The sequence below is a fragment of the Phycisphaerae bacterium genome (assembly GCA_035275405.1).
Lineage (GTDB): Bacteria > Planctomycetota > Phycisphaerae > UBA1845 > UTPLA1 > DATEMU01.
On the sequence record DATEMU010000005.1, the window covers coordinates 126,031 to 141,936 of the forward strand.

The following is a 15,906-nucleotide window of genomic DNA, read 5'->3' on the forward strand; positions in this document are numbered from 1 at the left end:
AACTACGACCTCCGCCGCTTGAACAGAAGCAGGGCCGGCGCGAGCAAAAGCAACGAAGCCGGTTCCGGCGTAATGGACGCTTTGTCAACGTCAAACGTGTAGCTCTGATTCGTGCCCGCCAGCGAAGCCGGCACCGAGACGCCGATCTGGACATTGCCGACGCTCGAAAACACGGTATTAAACGTGGCGCCCGGACCTTCAAAGACGAATTGGGGATTGCCGGGCATGATGGCGAAAGTCAACGAAGTCCACGTATTCGGCGCAACCGGGACGAAGTTGACGGCCGCCACTCCGGGAAAATTGGCCGAGCCCGCGAAGCGGGTGAAAAAGGTCAGGGCCGTCGGGGCGTTGTGGCGCACGGACACGCTGAACTGGTCGACGCCTTCCGTGATCCAGTCGCCGACAAAGGCGTCACCGCTGGAGTTGTACGCATCGTGGGCGCGAAGGATGGCCGGCGTCGCGTTCGGTGCCGACGAAAGGAAGTTGAACGGCCCGGAGGCGTAGCTGCTGCCGTCCGGTCCGCCCGCGGCGTTCCAGGCCAACGGATTCACGCCGCCGGTTTCCCGCCAGTTTGACGAGGTGGCGCTGAATTCTTCGGTAAACGGGACAAGGGTCGCCTGAACCGGCGACGCTCCAAAAATGCTCGCTGCCGCGAGTACGGTCAAGACATTTAATACTCGAATCTTCACGTATCTTTCCTCCAACATGTTCACTCGAATCGACTGGCGATCCGTGCGGTTCTCCAATTTCAAAAAAGTCGTGTTGCCACGCCGGTCAAAATCTCGGGGACAGACGACGGACGTACGATATCCGGGGTGATTCCGAAAGCTTCACCGCGCTGCCGGTACCGATGGCGATCAGAAATCGCCGGTCGGTGTTTCCCGGGCCCGCGAGGCTTCGAGAATCAACGTTAGATGTGAGTTGGAGGCGGACCGCGGCGCGCGGCGTAGCGACAGGCCGACGCTTGCGGATGGAGAGAGAAGATCGGTTTGAAAATGGATCCGTAGATTCGCAGGATGAACTGCCGGCGCTGTTCCGCGGCATCTTCTTCATCGCTCGAAGCACCGCGCCGCGCGGCGACCAGGAGGATCGCCAGCGCCATGGCCGCAATCGCCATCGGCATCACGTTGGCGGTTATGCTCCAATCGCGCATGGCGTCGGGGACGTTGCGGTCGATGACGCCGGCGTGAATGAAAGCGACGACCAGCATGAAGACGAGAATAGACCGGCGATCCGCAAGGAGCCTGATCGAATAGGCGAAGGCGATTTCGAGAATGAAAAAGGCGTTGGTCAGCGACAAGAGGAGAATCGAAGACCAGGCCGTTCGAGCATCCTCCGGCCCCAGGAGGGTGGCGAACGCCTTGAAGGTGATGGGGGCATGCAAAAGGAAGACCACCGCCCAGAACAACCGCCAATAAGAGCGGCGGCGGCCTGCAGCTTGCGGGGATGGCGATGTCTTCTTCAGACCGAGCATTTCCAAGCCCTTACCTAACACGATTTTGAAGCGCTGTCCAGCCACGATTTCCTCGCGTAATTAGTCCCTAGCAATTTGCGTGCCAGTCGATCAAATTCCCATCGAGGCGAGGCTTATGATTCGGCTATAATTTTGGTTGCTGCCGGTACTTGGATATTTTTGCACATGGGCATGGAGAATTCACCCAAATCAACCCCCTTGGAGGTCGCCTACCAACGACATGAGCGCGGTTGGCGGGATTTCGCTTACTGCTACCCGGTCGTGTCGAGGCGGAGCGGCGGGCTTTCCCTCGGCATCAATCTGAACCCGGACAAGGCCTGCAACTTTGATTGCATCTACTGTCAGGTGGACCGCTCGACGCCCGGCCTGGTGAAAAAAGTCGATCTTGACGACCTGCGATCCGAACTAGAACGGCTCCTGGACCTGGCCGGCAGCAGCGACCTCTACGCCGAGGCGCCGTTTGATGCCATTCGGCCCGATCAGCGACGCATCCGCGATATCGCCTTCAGCGGCGACGGCGAACCGACAACCTGTCCGCTATTCGAGGAGGCAGTCCGAATCGCAGCGGAGGCGCGGCGGTCGCGCGGGCTGGTGGACACCAAGCTCGTCCTCATCACGGACGCCTGCTATCTCACCAAGCCCAACGTCCGGGCGGGCCTGAATATTCTCGATCAAAACAACGGGGAGATCTGGGCCAAGCTCGACGCCGGCACCCAGGAATACTACGAACTCGTCAACCGCCCGAACTACCCGCTGGCTCACGTGTTGGCCAACATTACGGACGCCGCGCGCGTGCGCCCCGTCGTCATACAGTCGCTGTGGATGAAGGTTCGCGGTGAGCCGCCTGCCTTGACCGAGATCAGCGCGTATTGCGACCGGCTTAATGAGATGGTCGCCGCTGGAGGGCGCCTGAAACTCATCCAGCTTTATACCATCGCCCGCCGCACGACGGAGCCGTTTGCCACGCCGCTATCCGACGCCGAACTTGATTCGATCGCCGGTATGGTCCGCGCTCGCGTTTCAGCGTCCGTCGAGACATACTACGGCGTCTCCGTCTGAGCCGATGGTCGCTCGCAACGTGCCGCATACTCATGCACGATACAGGTCTTCTTAACCAAACGGTCCTGCTATTCGGCGCGGCCCTCGTCGTCGCCTGGCTCTTTCGCGTCGTGCGGGCCCCCGCCGTCATTGGTTTTCTCGTCGCCGGCGTAACCATTGGCCCGTCCGGACTGGGGCTCATCACTTCGGATGCCGTCAGCCAATTCGCCGAGATCGGCCTCATCCTCCTGCTCTTTACCGTCGGACTGGAACTCTCGCCGACGCCCCTGATCCGCAACGGTCGGCGGCTCGTGCTCGCCTCGCTTCTCCAGATCGGCGCGACGATTGCACTTGCCGCCGGGGCGATCCGCGCGTGGTCCGACATTCCGACGATCGCGTGCCTCGTTCTGGGCGTGGCCGTCGCCCTGTCCAGCACCGCCATCGTGCTTAACCAACTCAGCGAACGCCGGCAGACGGAGTCCACCGGCGGCGCGATTATCACCGGCATCCTCCTCCTTCAGGATGTCTTTGTCATACTCCTCATGTTCTTTGTGCCCGTGTTGAGGGCGACCGCCGGGGCCGATTGGCGGTCCTCGGCCGTTCGCGGCGTGCTTTCCGTCGGCGGCTTTGCGGTCGCGGTGTTCGGCGCAAGGTACATCCTCCCATTCGCGTTGCAACTGGTCCTTCGGTGGGGAGGTCGGGAGCTTATCACCCTTTTCGCCGTCGTGATGGCCGCTGCGGGGGCATGGCTGGCCAGTCTGGCCGGCTGGTCTCCGCCCTTCGGTGCGTGCATCGCCGGTTTGCTGCTCTCGCAGACGCCCCTTTCTCATCAACTCTTCGCGGAGATCGTCCCCTTCCGCGACGTCTTCAACGCGATCTTCTTCATGTCGATGGGAATGCTCGTCGATCTCCCCGTCGTGGCCGATCATCTGCCATTCATTGCCCTCGCGATCGTGATTACCCTGGTTCTTAAGAGTCTGGTCGCGGGGAGCGCCGTCGTCGCCGCCGGATGGCCGGTGAGGTTCGGGCTGTATGTGGGACTGGGACTGTGCACGGTCAGCGAGTTCGGCTACGTGTTGGCGCGCGAGGCGGATCGATTGGGCATTCTCCCGGAGGGTGTCATGGCCCACGTCGTGGCCTACATGGTGGGGACGATGATGCTCGGAGCCATGATCTTCCCTTTGGCCGATCGGATCGCGGATGGGCTGTCCCGATGGTGGAGGCCGCGACAGGTGCTCCCGCCCACGGCGCCGGGCGACGAGTTGCTGGCCGTCGTAACGGAGCATGTGATCATCGTCGGCTACGGTCTCAATGGCCAGAACCTCGCCCGGGTCCTGCGGGCCACAAAGATCCCCTACTGTGTCATCGAAATGAACCACAGCCTGGCATCGCTGGCCCGCCAGGAGGGTGATCGAGTCCTGGTGGGCGACGCCGCGCGAATTCAGATTCTCCAGTATGCCGGTGTGGATTCGGCCCGCGCACTGGTCATTGCCATCAACGATCAGCAGGCGACGCGGCGAATCGTTGCACAGGCCCGCGCGGCCCGGCAGGATCTGTATATCCTTGCACGGACGCGCTACACGACGGAGTTGGACGCGCTGTATTCCCTCGGCGCGCAGGAAGTCATCCCCGAGGAATTCGAGACCTCCATCGAGATCTTCTCGCACGTTTTGAAGCACCTGGGCATCCCCGACAACGTCATACAAGCGCAGGTCACCATGATTCGCTCGGGACGGTATGGGATGCTGCGCGGCCGGCCCGCCGCCGTCCGGCCCGCCGATCTCATCGGCCTATTGGAAGCGACGGCGACGCAGACGTATCTCCTGGAGTCGGGCAGCCCTGCTTGCGGCCAGACCATTCGCGATATCGATCTCCGCGCAAAGTGCGGCGCGATGATCATCGCCGTCGTCCGCAGCGGCAAACCGCTCACCAACCCCGCCCCGGATTTCCAATTCCAACCCGCCGACGTGCTGGTCCTCGTAGGCGGGCACAAGGAACTTGACGAGGCGAAGGTATTGCTGGCACCAACGCCTCACGACCGGTAATCCGACGTTTGACCATTTTTGGAGATGGACATATACTGTGAATTATGGCCTCCGAGGCGCTAACTGTTACGATTCCGCGTGCAATGGCCGGTGACGTTCCTACGCTATCGCGCGAATTGAATGATCGCATGCATGAGCTTTTGGAGCGAAATGCTGATGCATTGCTTTCGATTACTGAGCAGAGCGAACTCGAGACCCTTGTCAAGATGGCCCAATTCGCGCACGTACTGGCCATGACCGTTCAGGAAACTGATTCAAATTGAGCCGTTCCTCGATTCCCCGTTTTTTGCGTGACGCGGTGGTTGAGCGGGATGGCGGGCGTTGTCGGTATTGCCGGCTCGCGCAATTCGGACACGGCGCCACGTTCCACATCGATCATATAATTCCGAGAAGTAAGGGCGGGGCGACGCATATGGAGAACCTTGCCCTACAGTGTCCCCATTGTAGTTTGCGAAAGGCGAACCGCACGGAAGCGACCGACCCGCAAACGAGCGATCTCGTTCCATTATTTAGCCCGTTGCTCGATCGATGGGATGAACATTTCAAGCTGTCCGCCGACGCGACGTTGGTCGGCTTGAGTTCATCTGGCCGTGCGACGATTGCGGCCTTGGGGTTGAACGAGACGATTCCGCGCTTTGCGCGATTATGTCAGATGACGCTCGGTTTGCTTTGACGTTCGGTGCCTTCGCTATCGGAAAAGTCTTTTTGATGGCCAAATTCTCTATTGAAAACTTCCGCCACTCCGACGGCTATCCTGCAAGCGTCCGCTGGTGGCGGTCCGCAAATCCGCGCGGCGCCGTGCTCTACCTGCACGGCATCCAATCCCACGGCGGCTGGTATGAAACATCCGGCTCGCTGCTCGCCGAGCGTGGTCTGACCGTGCTCATGCCGGACCGGCGCGGCAGTGGGCTCAATCAACAGGAGCGCGGCCACTGCGCGTCCGCGGAGCGGAGCATCGCCGACGTGCGTGAACTGCTCGATGCCCTGCTGCAGGAAACGGGCCGCGATGCCGCTCACGTCGCGGGAGTGAGCTGGGGCGGCAAGTTGGCCGCCGCCGCGACGCCGACGATGCCACAGCAAGTGCGGAGTCTATCCCTCATCGCCCCCGGCATCTTCCCTCGCGTCGATCTGCCCACCATGGAGAAATTCCGCGTCGCCTTTTCGCTGGTCAACCACCGCAAGCGATTGTTCGATATCCCGCTCAACGATCCGCGGCTCTTTACCGGCGATCCCGAGCGCATCCGTTACGTCGAAGGGGACGCGCTCAAGCTGACGCAGGTCTCCGCCGTATTCCTCGTCGCCTCTCGTCAACTGGACCGCAAGGCCCGCCAGTTGGCCGAGTCGCCCTGGCGCGGGCCGGTCCACCTTTTACTGGCCGGTCGCGATCGCATCATCGACAACGAGCTGACCGCCGCGTGGCTCCGCGCGCTGCCGTCGCCCGATCGGCAAATCACGCAATACCCCGACGCGCAGCACACGCTGGAGTTTGAGACGGACCCGTCCCGGTATTTCAAGGATTTGTGCGACTGGATCGTCGAGCGGTGCGACGCCGACACGCGCACGCCAGCGACAACATCATGACCAGGATGCCGGCCGGCTCCGGCACGGAAACATGCCCGGTCTCAAACAGATAGCTGCCGAACCCGCTCGGGTCCAGGGCGAAACCCTCCGTGTTGTCGCCCGGCGTCACACTCAAAAGCAGATCCGTCTCGCCGTCCGCGTCGGCCGTGAAATGCAGTGTCGCCAACAGCACGTCGGTTCCGACGATGCCGTTCGGAAAAGCAATGCCCGCGAGTTTGTCGCCATCCGGGGCGTTGACCGCGAACCACGACGGGCCGATGTCCGGGTCACCCGCGGAAGAGATGACGCCCCCCGTGGCCACGGTGACGTCCAACCCCCAACCCACGACCGGGTTATTGATGTCCGCGACAATATCGATTTCAAAATCGTGGCCGAGGATAATCTCGGAAAGGGCGGGGTCGAATCGAACGCACACATCCTGCATGCAGATATCCGCCACGGCCGCGCGGGGAAACGCCCAAACCGCGCACACCAGGACGAAGGCAAAAAATCTGTAGTTCGCCATGGGCCTCTTCTCCTCCAACCCCGACGGTCCGGCCCGCCGCCTCGCTGCACCCTCTCTAGTATAGGCCGAAAAGGCCGGAAATTGCGAGGGGTTCGCAAGCGGCCTTATAGGCATCGTCCCGCTTTATAGTGGCCGGATTCCTGTCACAAGGTACACTTTAAGCGAAAGATGAGTGGGAATCCCGTGATTCAGGAATGTCCCCAATGCCGCCAGCCGGTTCACGAACTCGCCCGATATTGCGCCCGCTGCGGGTCGCGACTGGAATTCAAGGTGGCCGATCGTCCGCTTCACGGAGATCGCGATACGCCATTACTGGCATCGCCTCCTGGTTTTCTACCGTGTGATGGCTCAAGGGATCTGTATTGCAAATGGGAGGCCGGCTGGGGTGGGACGAAACTACTGGCCACGGAAACGCAGGTGGTCCTGCTGTTTAACGCCGGCCTACCGAGGACAGACGTGAACCTGGAAATCGTCGCTCTCAACACAAAAGGGCAGTCGATCGCGACCCTTCGTCAATCGGTAGCCCAATTGCCCCGCGGCGAGACCGTCCGCCTGGAAGTTCCCTCGTATGAACTACCCGACGAGGTTCACACGTTGACGGTCGCGCTGGCCCGAAATCAGCCGGCCGCGCAAGTCGGAGATCGGCCGTAGCGTCAGGCCTTGTGCCTGACGACGAATGGATAAGCAGACCTCGCCGTCACCCACAAGGGGTGGCGCTACCGTCGCGCGAAAAGGGCTCTACCCCGCGAGTTGTCGCGGGAGAAAGGATGGTCCTCATGACACCCCTGCTCATCATCGGTTTGCCGTTCTTTTTCGTTCTGATCCTCATCCTCTCCGGCTGTTACACCGTGGAGCAGCAGACCCGCGCCGTCATCGAGCGGTTCGGCAAGTTCGTCAAGGTCGCGCATCCCGGGCTCAATCTCAAGATTCCCCTGATCGACAAGGTCGCCGGCCGCGTCTCCCACCGCGTCCGCGAGCTGGAGGTCAAGGTCGAGTCCAAGACCAAGGATGACGTCTTCGTGGACCTCCTCATCGCCGTACAGTTCTTCGTCCGCGAAGATGACGAAGCAGTGATCGCCGCGCATTACAAGCTGACGAACCCCGAGCGGCAGATCAGCTCCTACGTCTTCGACACCGTCCGGGCGCTCGTTCCCGAAATGCCGGTCGATAACGTCTTCGCCGAGAAGGAGAAGATCGCGGCCGCCGTGAAGGATCGCCTGGCCCAAGTCATGCAGGATTTCGGGTTCACCATGCTGCAAAGCTTGGTCAACGACATCCAGCCCGACGAGGCCGTCAAGACGGCGATGAACCAGGTCAACGCGACGGCCCGCCTCAAGGAGGCCGCCAAAAACGAGGCCGAGGCCAAGAAGATTCGCACCATCGCCGAGGCCGAAGCCGAAGCCCGGGCCAAGGAGTTGCAGGGCGTGGGCATCGCCCGCCAGCGGCTGGCCATCGCCCGCGGTCTGAAGGAATCCGTCGACGCCTGCGCCGAGGCGGGCATCTCGCCCGAAGAGGCCACGAAGATGGTCCTCCTCACGCAGCACTACGACACCGTTTCAGCCGTCGGCGCGCGGAGCAAGGCGACGATCATGATGATCCCCTACACCCCGACTGGCATGACCCAGGTCGGCGACCAGATCACGCAAGCGCTCCTGACCACGGCGGAAGTGGAAAAGCCCGCCGAGTCTAAGTCGAGCGGCGTAGTCCGCCCCAAACCCCCGGCCCACCCGGTCGTCGAGAGTTGAACTTGATCGCGCCTACGTCGTCGCCGCGAACTGCGCCGGATCGAGCTTCTTGAACAGCACCTCCGGCGCCGGCCCCAGAGTATGGCCGACCGGGAGCGGCTCGGCCGCATGCGCCCAGGTCCATTGCTCGCGCGGGACGTTCAGCGAGACGCGAATCTTCTCCGCCGCGAACGGCAGGAACGGCTCCAGCAGCACCCCCAGCGTCCGCACCGCCTGGATGCACGTGTGGATCGTCGTCGCCGTGCGCTCCTGGTCCGTCTTGCGGCTGGTCCAGGGGGCCCGCGTGTCGATGTACCGGTTGCAGTCGCGAAAGACCTCCATGATCCGCGACAGCCCCGCCTTGAAGCGGGCCGATTCGAGATGCCCGGCGACCTGGTCCGGCAACGCCTTCACGGTCGCCATCAGAGTCGTTTCCAGCTCCTCCGCCTTGTCCGCCGGAGGGACCCTGCGCCCAAAATCGTCCGTGACAATCTTCTGCCAGCGGTTGATGAAGTTGCCCAGCGTCGCAATCAGCTCCGAGTTGTTGCGCTCGATGAACTCGTCAAGGCTCCACGCCGTCCGCTGATTCTCCGGGGCGTTGATGGTCAGGTAATACCGCAAGGGATCGGCGTCGAAGGACTGGAGATAGTCCTGGATCCAGACCGCCGTGCCGCGCGACTTGCTGATCTTCTCCTCCTCCTTGCCGGGGAATTTGATGTTGAGAAACGCGTTGGCCACGACATTGGCAGGTAGCTGGTAGTGACCGTGGCCCTTGGGGCCGGTGTACACACTGCCCCGCTGCGAAACCTCCTGCGCCGTGAATTGCGTGCCCAGCAGCATCGCCGGCCAGATCAGGGCGTGGAAGACGATGTTGTCCTCGCCGATGAAGTGGACGATCCTGCAGTCCGGGTCCTGCCACCAGTCTGCGTACTTCTGCCAGGCGCCGTCGCGCTGCCCGCACAGCGCCGCCGTAAAGCTGACGTACCCGATCGGCGCATCGAACCAGACGTAGAGGACCTTGCCCTTCGCGTCCGGGTCATCCAGCGGCACCGGCACGCCCCACGTCAGGTCGCGCGTCATCGCCCGCTCCGGCAGGCCCGTCTTGATCGACCCGAGGGCGAAGTTCGTCACGATCGGCCGCCAGTCCAGCGAGGTCAGGCTGAACCAGTCGGCGAGCATCCCCTGGAACTTGTCGAGCTGGAGATACCAATGCGTCGTCTGCCGCCGCTCGGGCGTCGTACCGGTGATCGTACTCTTGGGATCGATCAAACAGAGGGGGTCGATGCCATTGCCGCACTGCTCGCACTGATCGCCCAGCGCCGCCGGGTTGCCGCAGGGCTTGCCGTCGGGCAGCTTGTGGTAGCACTTGCCCGTGACGTAGCGATCGGGCAGGAACTTTCCCGCCTTTGCGTCGTAGAGCTGCTCGGTCGTCTTTTTGACGAAGTGGCCGTTGTCGTGAATCTTGCGAAAGAACTCCTGGCTGAGCCGGTTGTGCGTCTCGACGAATTCGGGCTGGTGCGTCCCGCCGTAGATGTCGAAGTGGATTCCGAGCCCTTCGAAATCCGCCGCCTGTTGCTTGTTGTACCGCGCGGAAAGCTCGGCCGGCGTCGTGTTCTCCTTGCCCGCGGCGACCTCGATGGCCACGCCATTGTCATCGCTGCCGCAGATAAACCGCACGTCCTCCCCGCGCGAGCGGAGGTAGCGGACGTAAATGTCCGCGGGCAGGTAGGCCCCGGCCACATGACCGACGTGCAGGCGGCCGTTCGAATACGGCAGGGCGGCGGTCACCAAAAATCGACGTGGAGACATAGCCCGAATCTTAAGGGGTTGGACGGCAATGCGACAGGGTCCGAACACCGCAGGATAGCGGGCGTAGTGTAACATAGGCGAGCGACGAGTGCGGGCCAGCGAGGTGATTGAAATGGAACACCAACTCTTCCAGGTCGACGCGTTTACGTCCAAAGTCTTCGGCGGCAATCCCGCCGCGGTGATCCCGCTCGAACAATGGCTGCCGGATGCGACGCTTCAGGCGATCGCCCTGGAGAACAATCTGCCGGAGACGGCCTATTTCATCCCGGCCGCGGCGACCGAATCGGTGGACTTTCACCTCCGCTGGTTCACGCCCGAAGTCGAGATGGACCTGTGCGGTCATGCCACGCTGGCGGCGGCCCATGTCCTCATGCGACACCTGGGTTATGAAAAGAAGCAGGTGCGTTTCGGCTCGCAAAGCGGGTCGCTCGCGGTCGAGCGCGACGGAGATCGACTGGTGTTGGACTTCCCCTCGCGAGTGCCCGAGCCGCGCGAAGTGACGCCGGCGTTTTCCGAAGCGCTCGGGGCGCGGCCGAAAGAACTGCACTTAGCGCGTGATTGGTTGGCGGTCTATGGCACCGAGGAAGAGGTGCGATCGCTCCGGCCCGACTTCGCCAAAGTCAGCGCCCTCGGCGCCTTCGCCGTCATCGTCACTGCCCCCGGCAAGAACTCCGATTTTGTCTCGCGATTCTTTGCGCCGGGCGCCGGAGTACCCGAAGACCCCGTGACCGGCTCGGCGCACTGCACGCTCATCCCGTACTGGTCGCGGCGGCTCGGCAAGAAGTCGCTGCACGCTCTGCAAGTCTCAAAGCGCGGCGGCGAACTTTTTTGTGAGGATGCCGGAGAGCGCGTCAAGATCGGCGGTCACGCCGTCACCTATCTGGAAGGCACGATCCGGATATAATGCGCCCTCGGCCGATGAAACGCCGAATGCCGAATGAAGGAGCCCGTCCATGGATGCGAAGCACGGAACCCGCCCGATGGTCGTCGAGGAGATCCCCGGCAAGAAGGCCTACTGCCAGTGCGGCCACAGCGAGAAGCTGCCTTACTGCGACGGCGCGCACTCCCGACTGGGAACCGGCCTCAAGCCGATCGTGCTGGACATTCCGGACGCCGGCACGAAGGCGGTCTGCCAGTGCCATCAAAGCGGCAACAAACCGTGGTGCGACGGGACGCACAGCAAGATCGGCAAGTCCTGATCACGACAGGACGGGGCGATAGTACTTTTTCCACACCGCGTACAAAACCGCCATCGCCGCCAGGAATGCGAGCGTCCACAGGCTGTCGCGGCCGTCCTTCTCCCAATCCGAGTGGATGATACTCACGCCGATCAGGATCTCGATCGCGATAAGAAAAAGGGCGACCGGGATGCCCAGCGGAGTCTGATAGACATTCGCGGGGAACTCGCGACCCATGCGCCGATCGCGCAGGCGGAAGACGATCAGACTCAGGTAGGTCATCCCAAACAACACGGTGCTGGCGAGAAAGTAAATCCGCAGGATTTGTTCGAACGAGCGGTACCAGACAAACGTCGCCGCCAGGGCCGCGCCGACCGCGATGGCTGCGACCGGAGCCTGATGTCGCGACATCCTGCCGAGCGCGGCGAACGTCAGCCCGTCGCGGGCCAGCGCGTAAGTCACGCGGACATTGGCGAGCAGGACGGCGCTGATGGCGCCGAGACAGATCAGCGCGCTGGCCAGGAGAATCAGCCGCGAGATCAACGGATGCCCGGCATAAACGACGGCGGGGACGCTGCGGACCCCCGCCATCTGCTGCGGCGCAACCGCGCAGAGCAGCGCGTAGTTGTAGAGGAGATAGATCGCCGTCAGGAGGAGCGCCGAGCCGCACAGGGCGCGGGGCAATGCCCGGCGGACGTCCTTAACCTCCTCGGCGAGCTTGGCGGAATCCGTCGCGCCGGTGTAGGACCAAAAGGCGGGCATGAGTGCGAGCAGGAAGGGCTCCAGCGACACAGATTGCCCGTCGGGCATTGGTGAAGGCGCCATCGGTGTCGCGCGGCCTGCGACGATGCACGCGCCGACGGCGATCGCCACGAGCGCGAGCGCCTTGAGCGTGGTGAGGATGTTCTGCGTGACGGCCCCCGTCCGGAGTCCCGACGCGTTCACGATGGCGACGGCGGCGATGGCCGTACAACCCAGCACGGGCGAGGCCCAGCGTCCTTTCATGCCGAGCAGTTCCGCGGCAAAGTCGCCGAAGAGCGCGGCGATGGTCCCCGCGCCCCCGCCGACGATAAAGACGGTGAACGACCAGCCGAAGAAGAACGCCGCGAATTCGCCGTAGGCCGCGCGGAGGTATTGGTATTCGCCGCCAGCCCGCGGCAGGCGCGTGGCCAATTCGGCGGTCACCAATGTCTGAAGGAGTGTGATTGCCCCGGCAAGCAGCCACACCGCCAGGATCGTCCACGGGGAATGCAGGGTCCGGGCGACTTCACCCGGCGCGGCGAAGATACCCGAGCCAATGGCCCCGCCGACGCCGACGGCGATGATGCTGATCGGGCCGAGGATGCGGCGCAGTCCTCCGGGTGTATGGACATCAGGAGGCAGCGCAGGGTGTGGCATGCGTCGTTTTATAACCGCACACGACCGTTGAAACATGGCGGCGATGAACGGATAGGCGGCGGGCCCTTAGGGTCCCGCGGGGTCGGCCGTTTCCGACGACGGCATGGAAGCAGGAATTTTATTGAGATCGTCGGCTATCCGCCGGGTTGTGGCATGACTCGGACCCAGCGTACGCTCCGATACCTCGAGGGCAATTTTCAAGTGTCGCTCCGCTTCATCCAGCTTCATGGCCTGTAGCAGTGTGCGGCCCAAAGTTGCCCGGAGGCTCGTTCCGACTATGTGCCCCGCCGGGAGTTTCTCTTCCGCCAGCGCCAAGGCGTCAGTCAGGAGTGAAAGGGCCTCCGGCAATTGATCCCGCGCGGCGAAGGTCGCCCCGGCGTTATTGGCGATGAGCAGAGACAACGGGTGCGCGGGTCCCAGCGCCTCGCGGGCGGTTTCCAACGCATGATTCGCCAGTATCGACGCTTCCTCAAGTGCAGGGCCTGGTCCCCGGGCAAGAAGGACTTTGAGAAGATTGTTCATCGACAAGAGTGTGTCGGGGTGCGCTTCTCCAAAAATACGTCTCCGGATTTCAAGAACTTGGCGCTGTGTGGATTCGGCCTCGTCGAGTCGCCGGGCCCCCGGTTCCTCGACATACAGGTTAGCGAGGCTGCTCAGGGTGGTGAGCGTTTGGGCGTGTTCGGCGCCGAGAACTCGGCGGCGCACCTCGAGCACTTGGCGATAAAGAGCCTCGGCCTGCGGATCGCCTTTGCGCGCATAGAGATTTGCCAGGTTGTTCATCCAGACCAGTACGCTGGGGTGTTCATCACCAAGAAGGGCGCGGCCGCGCCGCAGGACGCTCTGTGCGAGCGGCTCGGCCTCGGCGAATCGACCTTGCTCGGAGAGAAGGAGCGAGAGGTTGTTGGTGGTGACGAGAGTGTCGAAGTGGTTTTCGCCGAGTTTGCGGGTCAGGCCGTCGAGCGCTTCGCGAAAGACTGTCTCCGCTTCGGTGAGTTTGCCCTGGTCATGGAGAAGACGACCGTAGCTGTTAAGGTTGCGGAGGGTGTCGGGGTGGTCGGGGCCGAGTACCTCGCGGGTGAGGCGGAGCAATTCTTCGTAGAACGGCGTGGCTTCGTCAAGCTTGCCACGGGCCTTGAGCAGCATGGCGAGGTAGTTCATCGTGCCAATGGTCAGCGGGGCGCGGTCGCCGAGGGTGCGGCGCTGTATGGCGAGGATGTCGCGGAATTCCGTCTCGGCGGCGTCGAAATTGCCCATGTCCTGCGAGATGGCGGCGAGGATTTTTCGTGTGGTGAGGGTGGCGGGGTCTTCTTCGCCGAAAACGCGCCGAGAGCGTTCCAATGCCTCTTGCAGGAACATCTGCGCCTCGCCGGACTTGCCGCGCTTGCGCAGGAGATTGGCCAGGTTGTGCAGGACATCGATGGTGAAGGGATGTTCGGCGCCTTGCGATGCTCGGGTGGAGTCGAGGCATTTGCGGAAGAGGGTCTCGGCTTCGTCGTAGCGGCTTTGATCTTCCAGGGCGGTGGCCAGGCCGTTTTCCGCAACCAAAACGTCGGGGTGATGAGTCGGGAGTGCGAGCGCGGAACGGTCCAGAGCGGCGCGATACTCCCGCTCCGCTTGTTCGGCGAGGCCCAGCGAGAGATAGGTTTGGCCGATGGTAGAGTGGATGGTGATGGCAACCTGCGGATCCTGATTCAGCTCCGTAGCGGCACGGGCGGAAGCGGCGTCGAGCAATTCACGAACGGTGAGTTCGCGGCCCTGGGCCGTGTTCGGGTCGGCGGCGGCGAGCATGTCCTGCAGGAAGTCTGTGGTGATCTCGGCCTTGCGGGTCTCGACGTTGGCTTTATTCAGCGCGCTCTTTTCCCGGCCGTAGAGGACGCCCAGGGCAACTGCCGACGCCGCGACGAGCAGCACGAATCCCGCTGCGACCGCGGTCTGTACGCGATAACGCCGAAGGGTCTTGCGGAGGACATACCAGCCGCTGTCGCGTTTGGCTTCGATGGCCTCGCCGCGGAGATAATGCTCGAGGTCGCCGGCGAGATGCCCGGCGGTCTGGTAGCGCCGTTCCGGCTCCTTGGCGATGCACTTAAGGATGATGGTTTCCAGCTCGTCATCGACGGCCGGGTTGTAGCGGCGCGGAGAAACCGGCGATTCGCGGAGGATGCGGTCAAGAATCTCGCGGGTCGTGCCCGTGATGTCGTGGGGCAGGCGGCCGGTCACCCCGCGATAGAGGACGACTCCGAGCGAATAGACGTCGGAGCGCATGTCGATCTTATCGGGGCGGCCTTCAGCCTGCTCGGGGCTGCACCACGGGAGCGAACCGATGAACTGCCCGGCGATGGTCACGTCGCTCGACGGCCGGCCTGATACGCCGTCGGAGAGCTTGGCCAATCCGAAGTCGAGGACGCGCGGGCGGCCCGATCTATCCACGCGAATGTTGGAGGGCTTCAGGTCGCGGTGGATTACGCCGCGAAGGTGTGCAGCGTTGACGGCCTGGCACATCGAGATGAAGAGCTGAAGGACCCGGGTGATGCCCGTGCGGGAGGAGACGGGCAGATGATCCATGAACGTGTCCAGCGCAGAGCCGGCGACGTAGTCCATCACAAAGTAATGGCGGCCGTCAACGATGCCGCTTTCGTGGATGGTCACGATGTCGGGGTGATTCAAGCTGGCGAGGATTTCGACTTCGCGCTGGAAGCGTGACCGCTCGGATTCGCCCGAGAAGGGGCCTTCGCGCAAGACTTTGATGGCAACCTCGCGGTGGGTGAATTTCTGGACTGCACGATAGACGACACCCTGGCCGCCGCGGTGGATTTCCTCTCCCAGATCGTAGCCGGGCAGTGCAACAGGAAACGGTTGGGGCGCCACTGCTCTGTCTGCTGCGCGACCACCGAGCTTTTGCAGGTTGAGGATTCCGCTCGATCCGGTGGCGCGGCCGCGGGCCGCTTCGACGTTGCGGAGTTCGGAGAGCAGTTCGTTCAGATCGGGCATCAGTTCAGGATGGGCCGCGAGGATGGCCTCGTCGGAGAGGTCTTCGCCGGAGAGGCGTCGGGCAATGACATCTTCAATCACCGGAAGGAGCCGGGCCTGGCGCGCGTCTACAGTGGTATCGATGGATGATGATCTGCGCGGCATGGCGGACGATCTCCGATGAGCG

15 protein-coding genes are annotated in these 15,906 nt (G+C 62.8%); 9 read left to right on the forward strand and 6 right to left on the reverse strand.

The window, feature by feature from the left end; translation table 11 throughout:
* Positions 1 to 2 precede the first annotated feature (2 nt).
* Complete coding sequence (locus VJZ71_08345; protein ID HKQ48062.1) at positions 3 to 707, reverse strand: hypothetical protein; 705 nt, start codon at positions 705 to 707, stop codon at positions 3 to 5.
* Between the two features lie 203 nt (positions 708 to 910).
* The gene (locus tag VJZ71_08350) at positions 911 to 1,519 is read right to left on the reverse strand and encodes a hypothetical protein (protein HKQ48063.1); all 609 of its coding nucleotides are present in this window, start codon (positions 1,517 to 1,519) and stop codon (positions 911 to 913) included.
* Between the two features lie 120 nt (positions 1,520 to 1,639).
* Here VJZ71_08350 and VJZ71_08355 point away from each other — a divergent pair, with 120 nt between their 5' ends.
* The 5 genes from VJZ71_08355 to VJZ71_08375 all read left to right on the forward strand — a co-directional run bounded on the left by VJZ71_08355 (position 1,640) and on the right by VJZ71_08375 (position 6,138).
* Positions 1,640 to 2,533 (forward strand): radical SAM protein, encoded by an 894-nt coding sequence (locus VJZ71_08355; GenBank protein ID HKQ48064.1) that lies wholly within the window; start codon positions 1,640 to 1,642, stop codon positions 2,531 to 2,533.
* Between the two features lie 32 nt (positions 2,534 to 2,565).
* Complete coding sequence (locus tag VJZ71_08360) at positions 2,566 to 4,557, forward strand: cation:proton antiporter (protein HKQ48065.1); 1,992 nt, start codon at positions 2,566 to 2,568, stop codon at positions 4,555 to 4,557.
* Between the two features lie 83 nt (positions 4,558 to 4,640).
* Entirely contained in the window at positions 4,641 to 4,820 is a 180-nt protein-coding gene (locus tag VJZ71_08365; GenBank protein ID HKQ48066.1) for a hypothetical protein, read from the forward strand.
* Positions 4,821 to 4,855: 35 nt separating this feature from the next.
* The gene (locus VJZ71_08370) at positions 4,856 to 5,230 is read left to right on the forward strand and encodes an HNH endonuclease signature motif containing protein (protein ID HKQ48067.1); all 375 of its coding nucleotides are present in this window, start codon (positions 4,856 to 4,858) and stop codon (positions 5,228 to 5,230) included.
* 35 nt (positions 5,231 to 5,265) lie between these two features.
* The gene (locus tag VJZ71_08375; protein ID HKQ48068.1) at positions 5,266 to 6,138 is read left to right on the forward strand and encodes an alpha/beta fold hydrolase; all 873 of its coding nucleotides are present in this window, start codon (positions 5,266 to 5,268) and stop codon (positions 6,136 to 6,138) included.
* On the opposite strand, the gene VJZ71_08380 is transcribed toward VJZ71_08375, so the two are convergent.
* A complete protein-coding gene (locus tag VJZ71_08380) occupies positions 6,068 to 6,643 on the reverse strand; it encodes a hypothetical protein (protein ID HKQ48069.1) in 576 nt (191 codons plus the stop codon). The two genes, VJZ71_08375 and VJZ71_08380, sit on opposite strands and share 71 nt — an antisense overlap.
* Positions 6,644 to 6,811: 168 nt before the next feature.
* Between VJZ71_08380 and VJZ71_08385 the strand changes: the two genes are divergently transcribed.
* Both VJZ71_08385 and VJZ71_08390 read left to right on the forward strand, forming a co-directional pair.
* Positions 6,812 to 7,294: a zinc ribbon domain-containing protein gene (locus tag VJZ71_08385; GenBank protein HKQ48070.1), complete on the forward strand. Its 483-nt coding sequence runs from the start codon at positions 6,812 to 6,814 to the stop codon at positions 7,292 to 7,294.
* 125 nt (positions 7,295 to 7,419) lie between these two features.
* Positions 7,420 to 8,388, forward strand: coding sequence for an SPFH domain-containing protein (locus VJZ71_08390; GenBank protein HKQ48071.1), 969 nt, complete (start codon positions 7,420 to 7,422; stop codon positions 8,386 to 8,388).
* 12 nt (positions 8,389 to 8,400) lie between these two features.
* Here the strand turns inward: VJZ71_08390 and VJZ71_08395 are convergent, their stop codons facing one another.
* On the reverse strand, positions 8,401 to 10,176 hold the full coding sequence (locus VJZ71_08395) for a class I tRNA ligase family protein (GenBank protein HKQ48072.1): 1,776 nt from the start codon (positions 10,174 to 10,176) through the stop codon (positions 8,401 to 8,403).
* Between the two features lie 112 nt (positions 10,177 to 10,288).
* Between VJZ71_08395 and VJZ71_08400 the strand changes: the two genes are divergently transcribed.
* Positions 10,289 to 11,080: a PhzF family phenazine biosynthesis protein gene (locus tag VJZ71_08400; protein ID HKQ48073.1), complete on the forward strand. Its 792-nt coding sequence runs from the start codon at positions 10,289 to 10,291 to the stop codon at positions 11,078 to 11,080.
* Positions 11,081 to 11,129: 49 nt separating this feature from the next.
* Entirely contained in the window at positions 11,130 to 11,375 is a 246-nt protein-coding gene (locus VJZ71_08405) for a CDGSH iron-sulfur domain-containing protein (protein ID HKQ48074.1), read from the forward strand.
* Here VJZ71_08405 and VJZ71_08410 read toward each other — a convergent pair whose 3' ends face one another.
* Together VJZ71_08410 and VJZ71_08415 are read right to left on the reverse strand one after the other, a co-directional pair.
* Positions 11,376 to 12,752 carry an amino acid permease gene (locus VJZ71_08410; protein ID HKQ48075.1) on the reverse strand — a complete coding sequence of 459 codons (1,377 nt, stop codon included), beginning with the start codon at positions 12,750 to 12,752 and terminating at the stop codon, positions 11,376 to 11,378.
* A gap of 66 nt (positions 12,753 to 12,818) precedes the next feature.
* A complete protein-coding gene (locus VJZ71_08415) occupies positions 12,819 to 15,884 on the reverse strand; it encodes a tetratricopeptide repeat protein (protein HKQ48076.1) in 3,066 nt (1,021 codons plus the stop codon).
* Positions 15,885 to 15,906: the final 22 nt, after the last annotated feature.

Excerpts from the sequence above, each read along its gene's own strand:
- VJZ71_08410 (HKQ48075.1), bottom strand. The coding sequence starts at position 12,752 with ATGCCACACCCTGCGCTGCCTCCTGATGTCCATACACCCGGAGGACTG.
- VJZ71_08390 (HKQ48071.1), top strand. The coding sequence starts at position 7,420 with ATGACACCCCTGCTCATCATCGGTTTGCCGTTCTTTTTCGTTCTGATC.
- VJZ71_08345 (HKQ48062.1), bottom strand. The coding sequence starts at position 707 with ATGTTGGAGGAAAGATACGTGAAGATTCGAGTATTAAATGTCTTGACC.
- VJZ71_08415 (HKQ48076.1), bottom strand. The coding sequence starts at position 15,884 with ATGCCGCGCAGATCATCATCCATCGATACCACTGTAGACGCGCGCCAG.
- VJZ71_08385 (HKQ48070.1), top strand. The coding sequence starts at position 6,812 with ATGAGTGGGAATCCCGTGATTCAGGAATGTCCCCAATGCCGCCAGCCG.
- VJZ71_08400 (HKQ48073.1), top strand. The coding sequence starts at position 10,289 with ATGGAACACCAACTCTTCCAGGTCGACGCGTTTACGTCCAAAGTCTTC.
- VJZ71_08360 (HKQ48065.1), top strand. The coding sequence starts at position 2,566 with ATGCACGATACAGGTCTTCTTAACCAAACGGTCCTGCTATTCGGCGCG.
- VJZ71_08355 (HKQ48064.1), top strand. The coding sequence starts at position 1,640 with ATGGGCATGGAGAATTCACCCAAATCAACCCCCTTGGAGGTCGCCTAC.
- VJZ71_08405 (HKQ48074.1), top strand. The coding sequence starts at position 11,130 with ATGGATGCGAAGCACGGAACCCGCCCGATGGTCGTCGAGGAGATCCCC.
- VJZ71_08365 (HKQ48066.1), top strand. The coding sequence starts at position 4,641 with ATGGCCGGTGACGTTCCTACGCTATCGCGCGAATTGAATGATCGCATG.
- VJZ71_08395 (HKQ48072.1), bottom strand. The coding sequence starts at position 10,176 with ATGTCTCCACGTCGATTTTTGGTGACCGCCGCCCTGCCGTATTCGAAC.
- VJZ71_08375 (HKQ48068.1), top strand. The coding sequence starts at position 5,266 with ATGGCCAAATTCTCTATTGAAAACTTCCGCCACTCCGACGGCTATCCT.
- VJZ71_08380 (HKQ48069.1), bottom strand. The coding sequence starts at position 6,643 with ATGGCGAACTACAGATTTTTTGCCTTCGTCCTGGTGTGCGCGGTTTGG.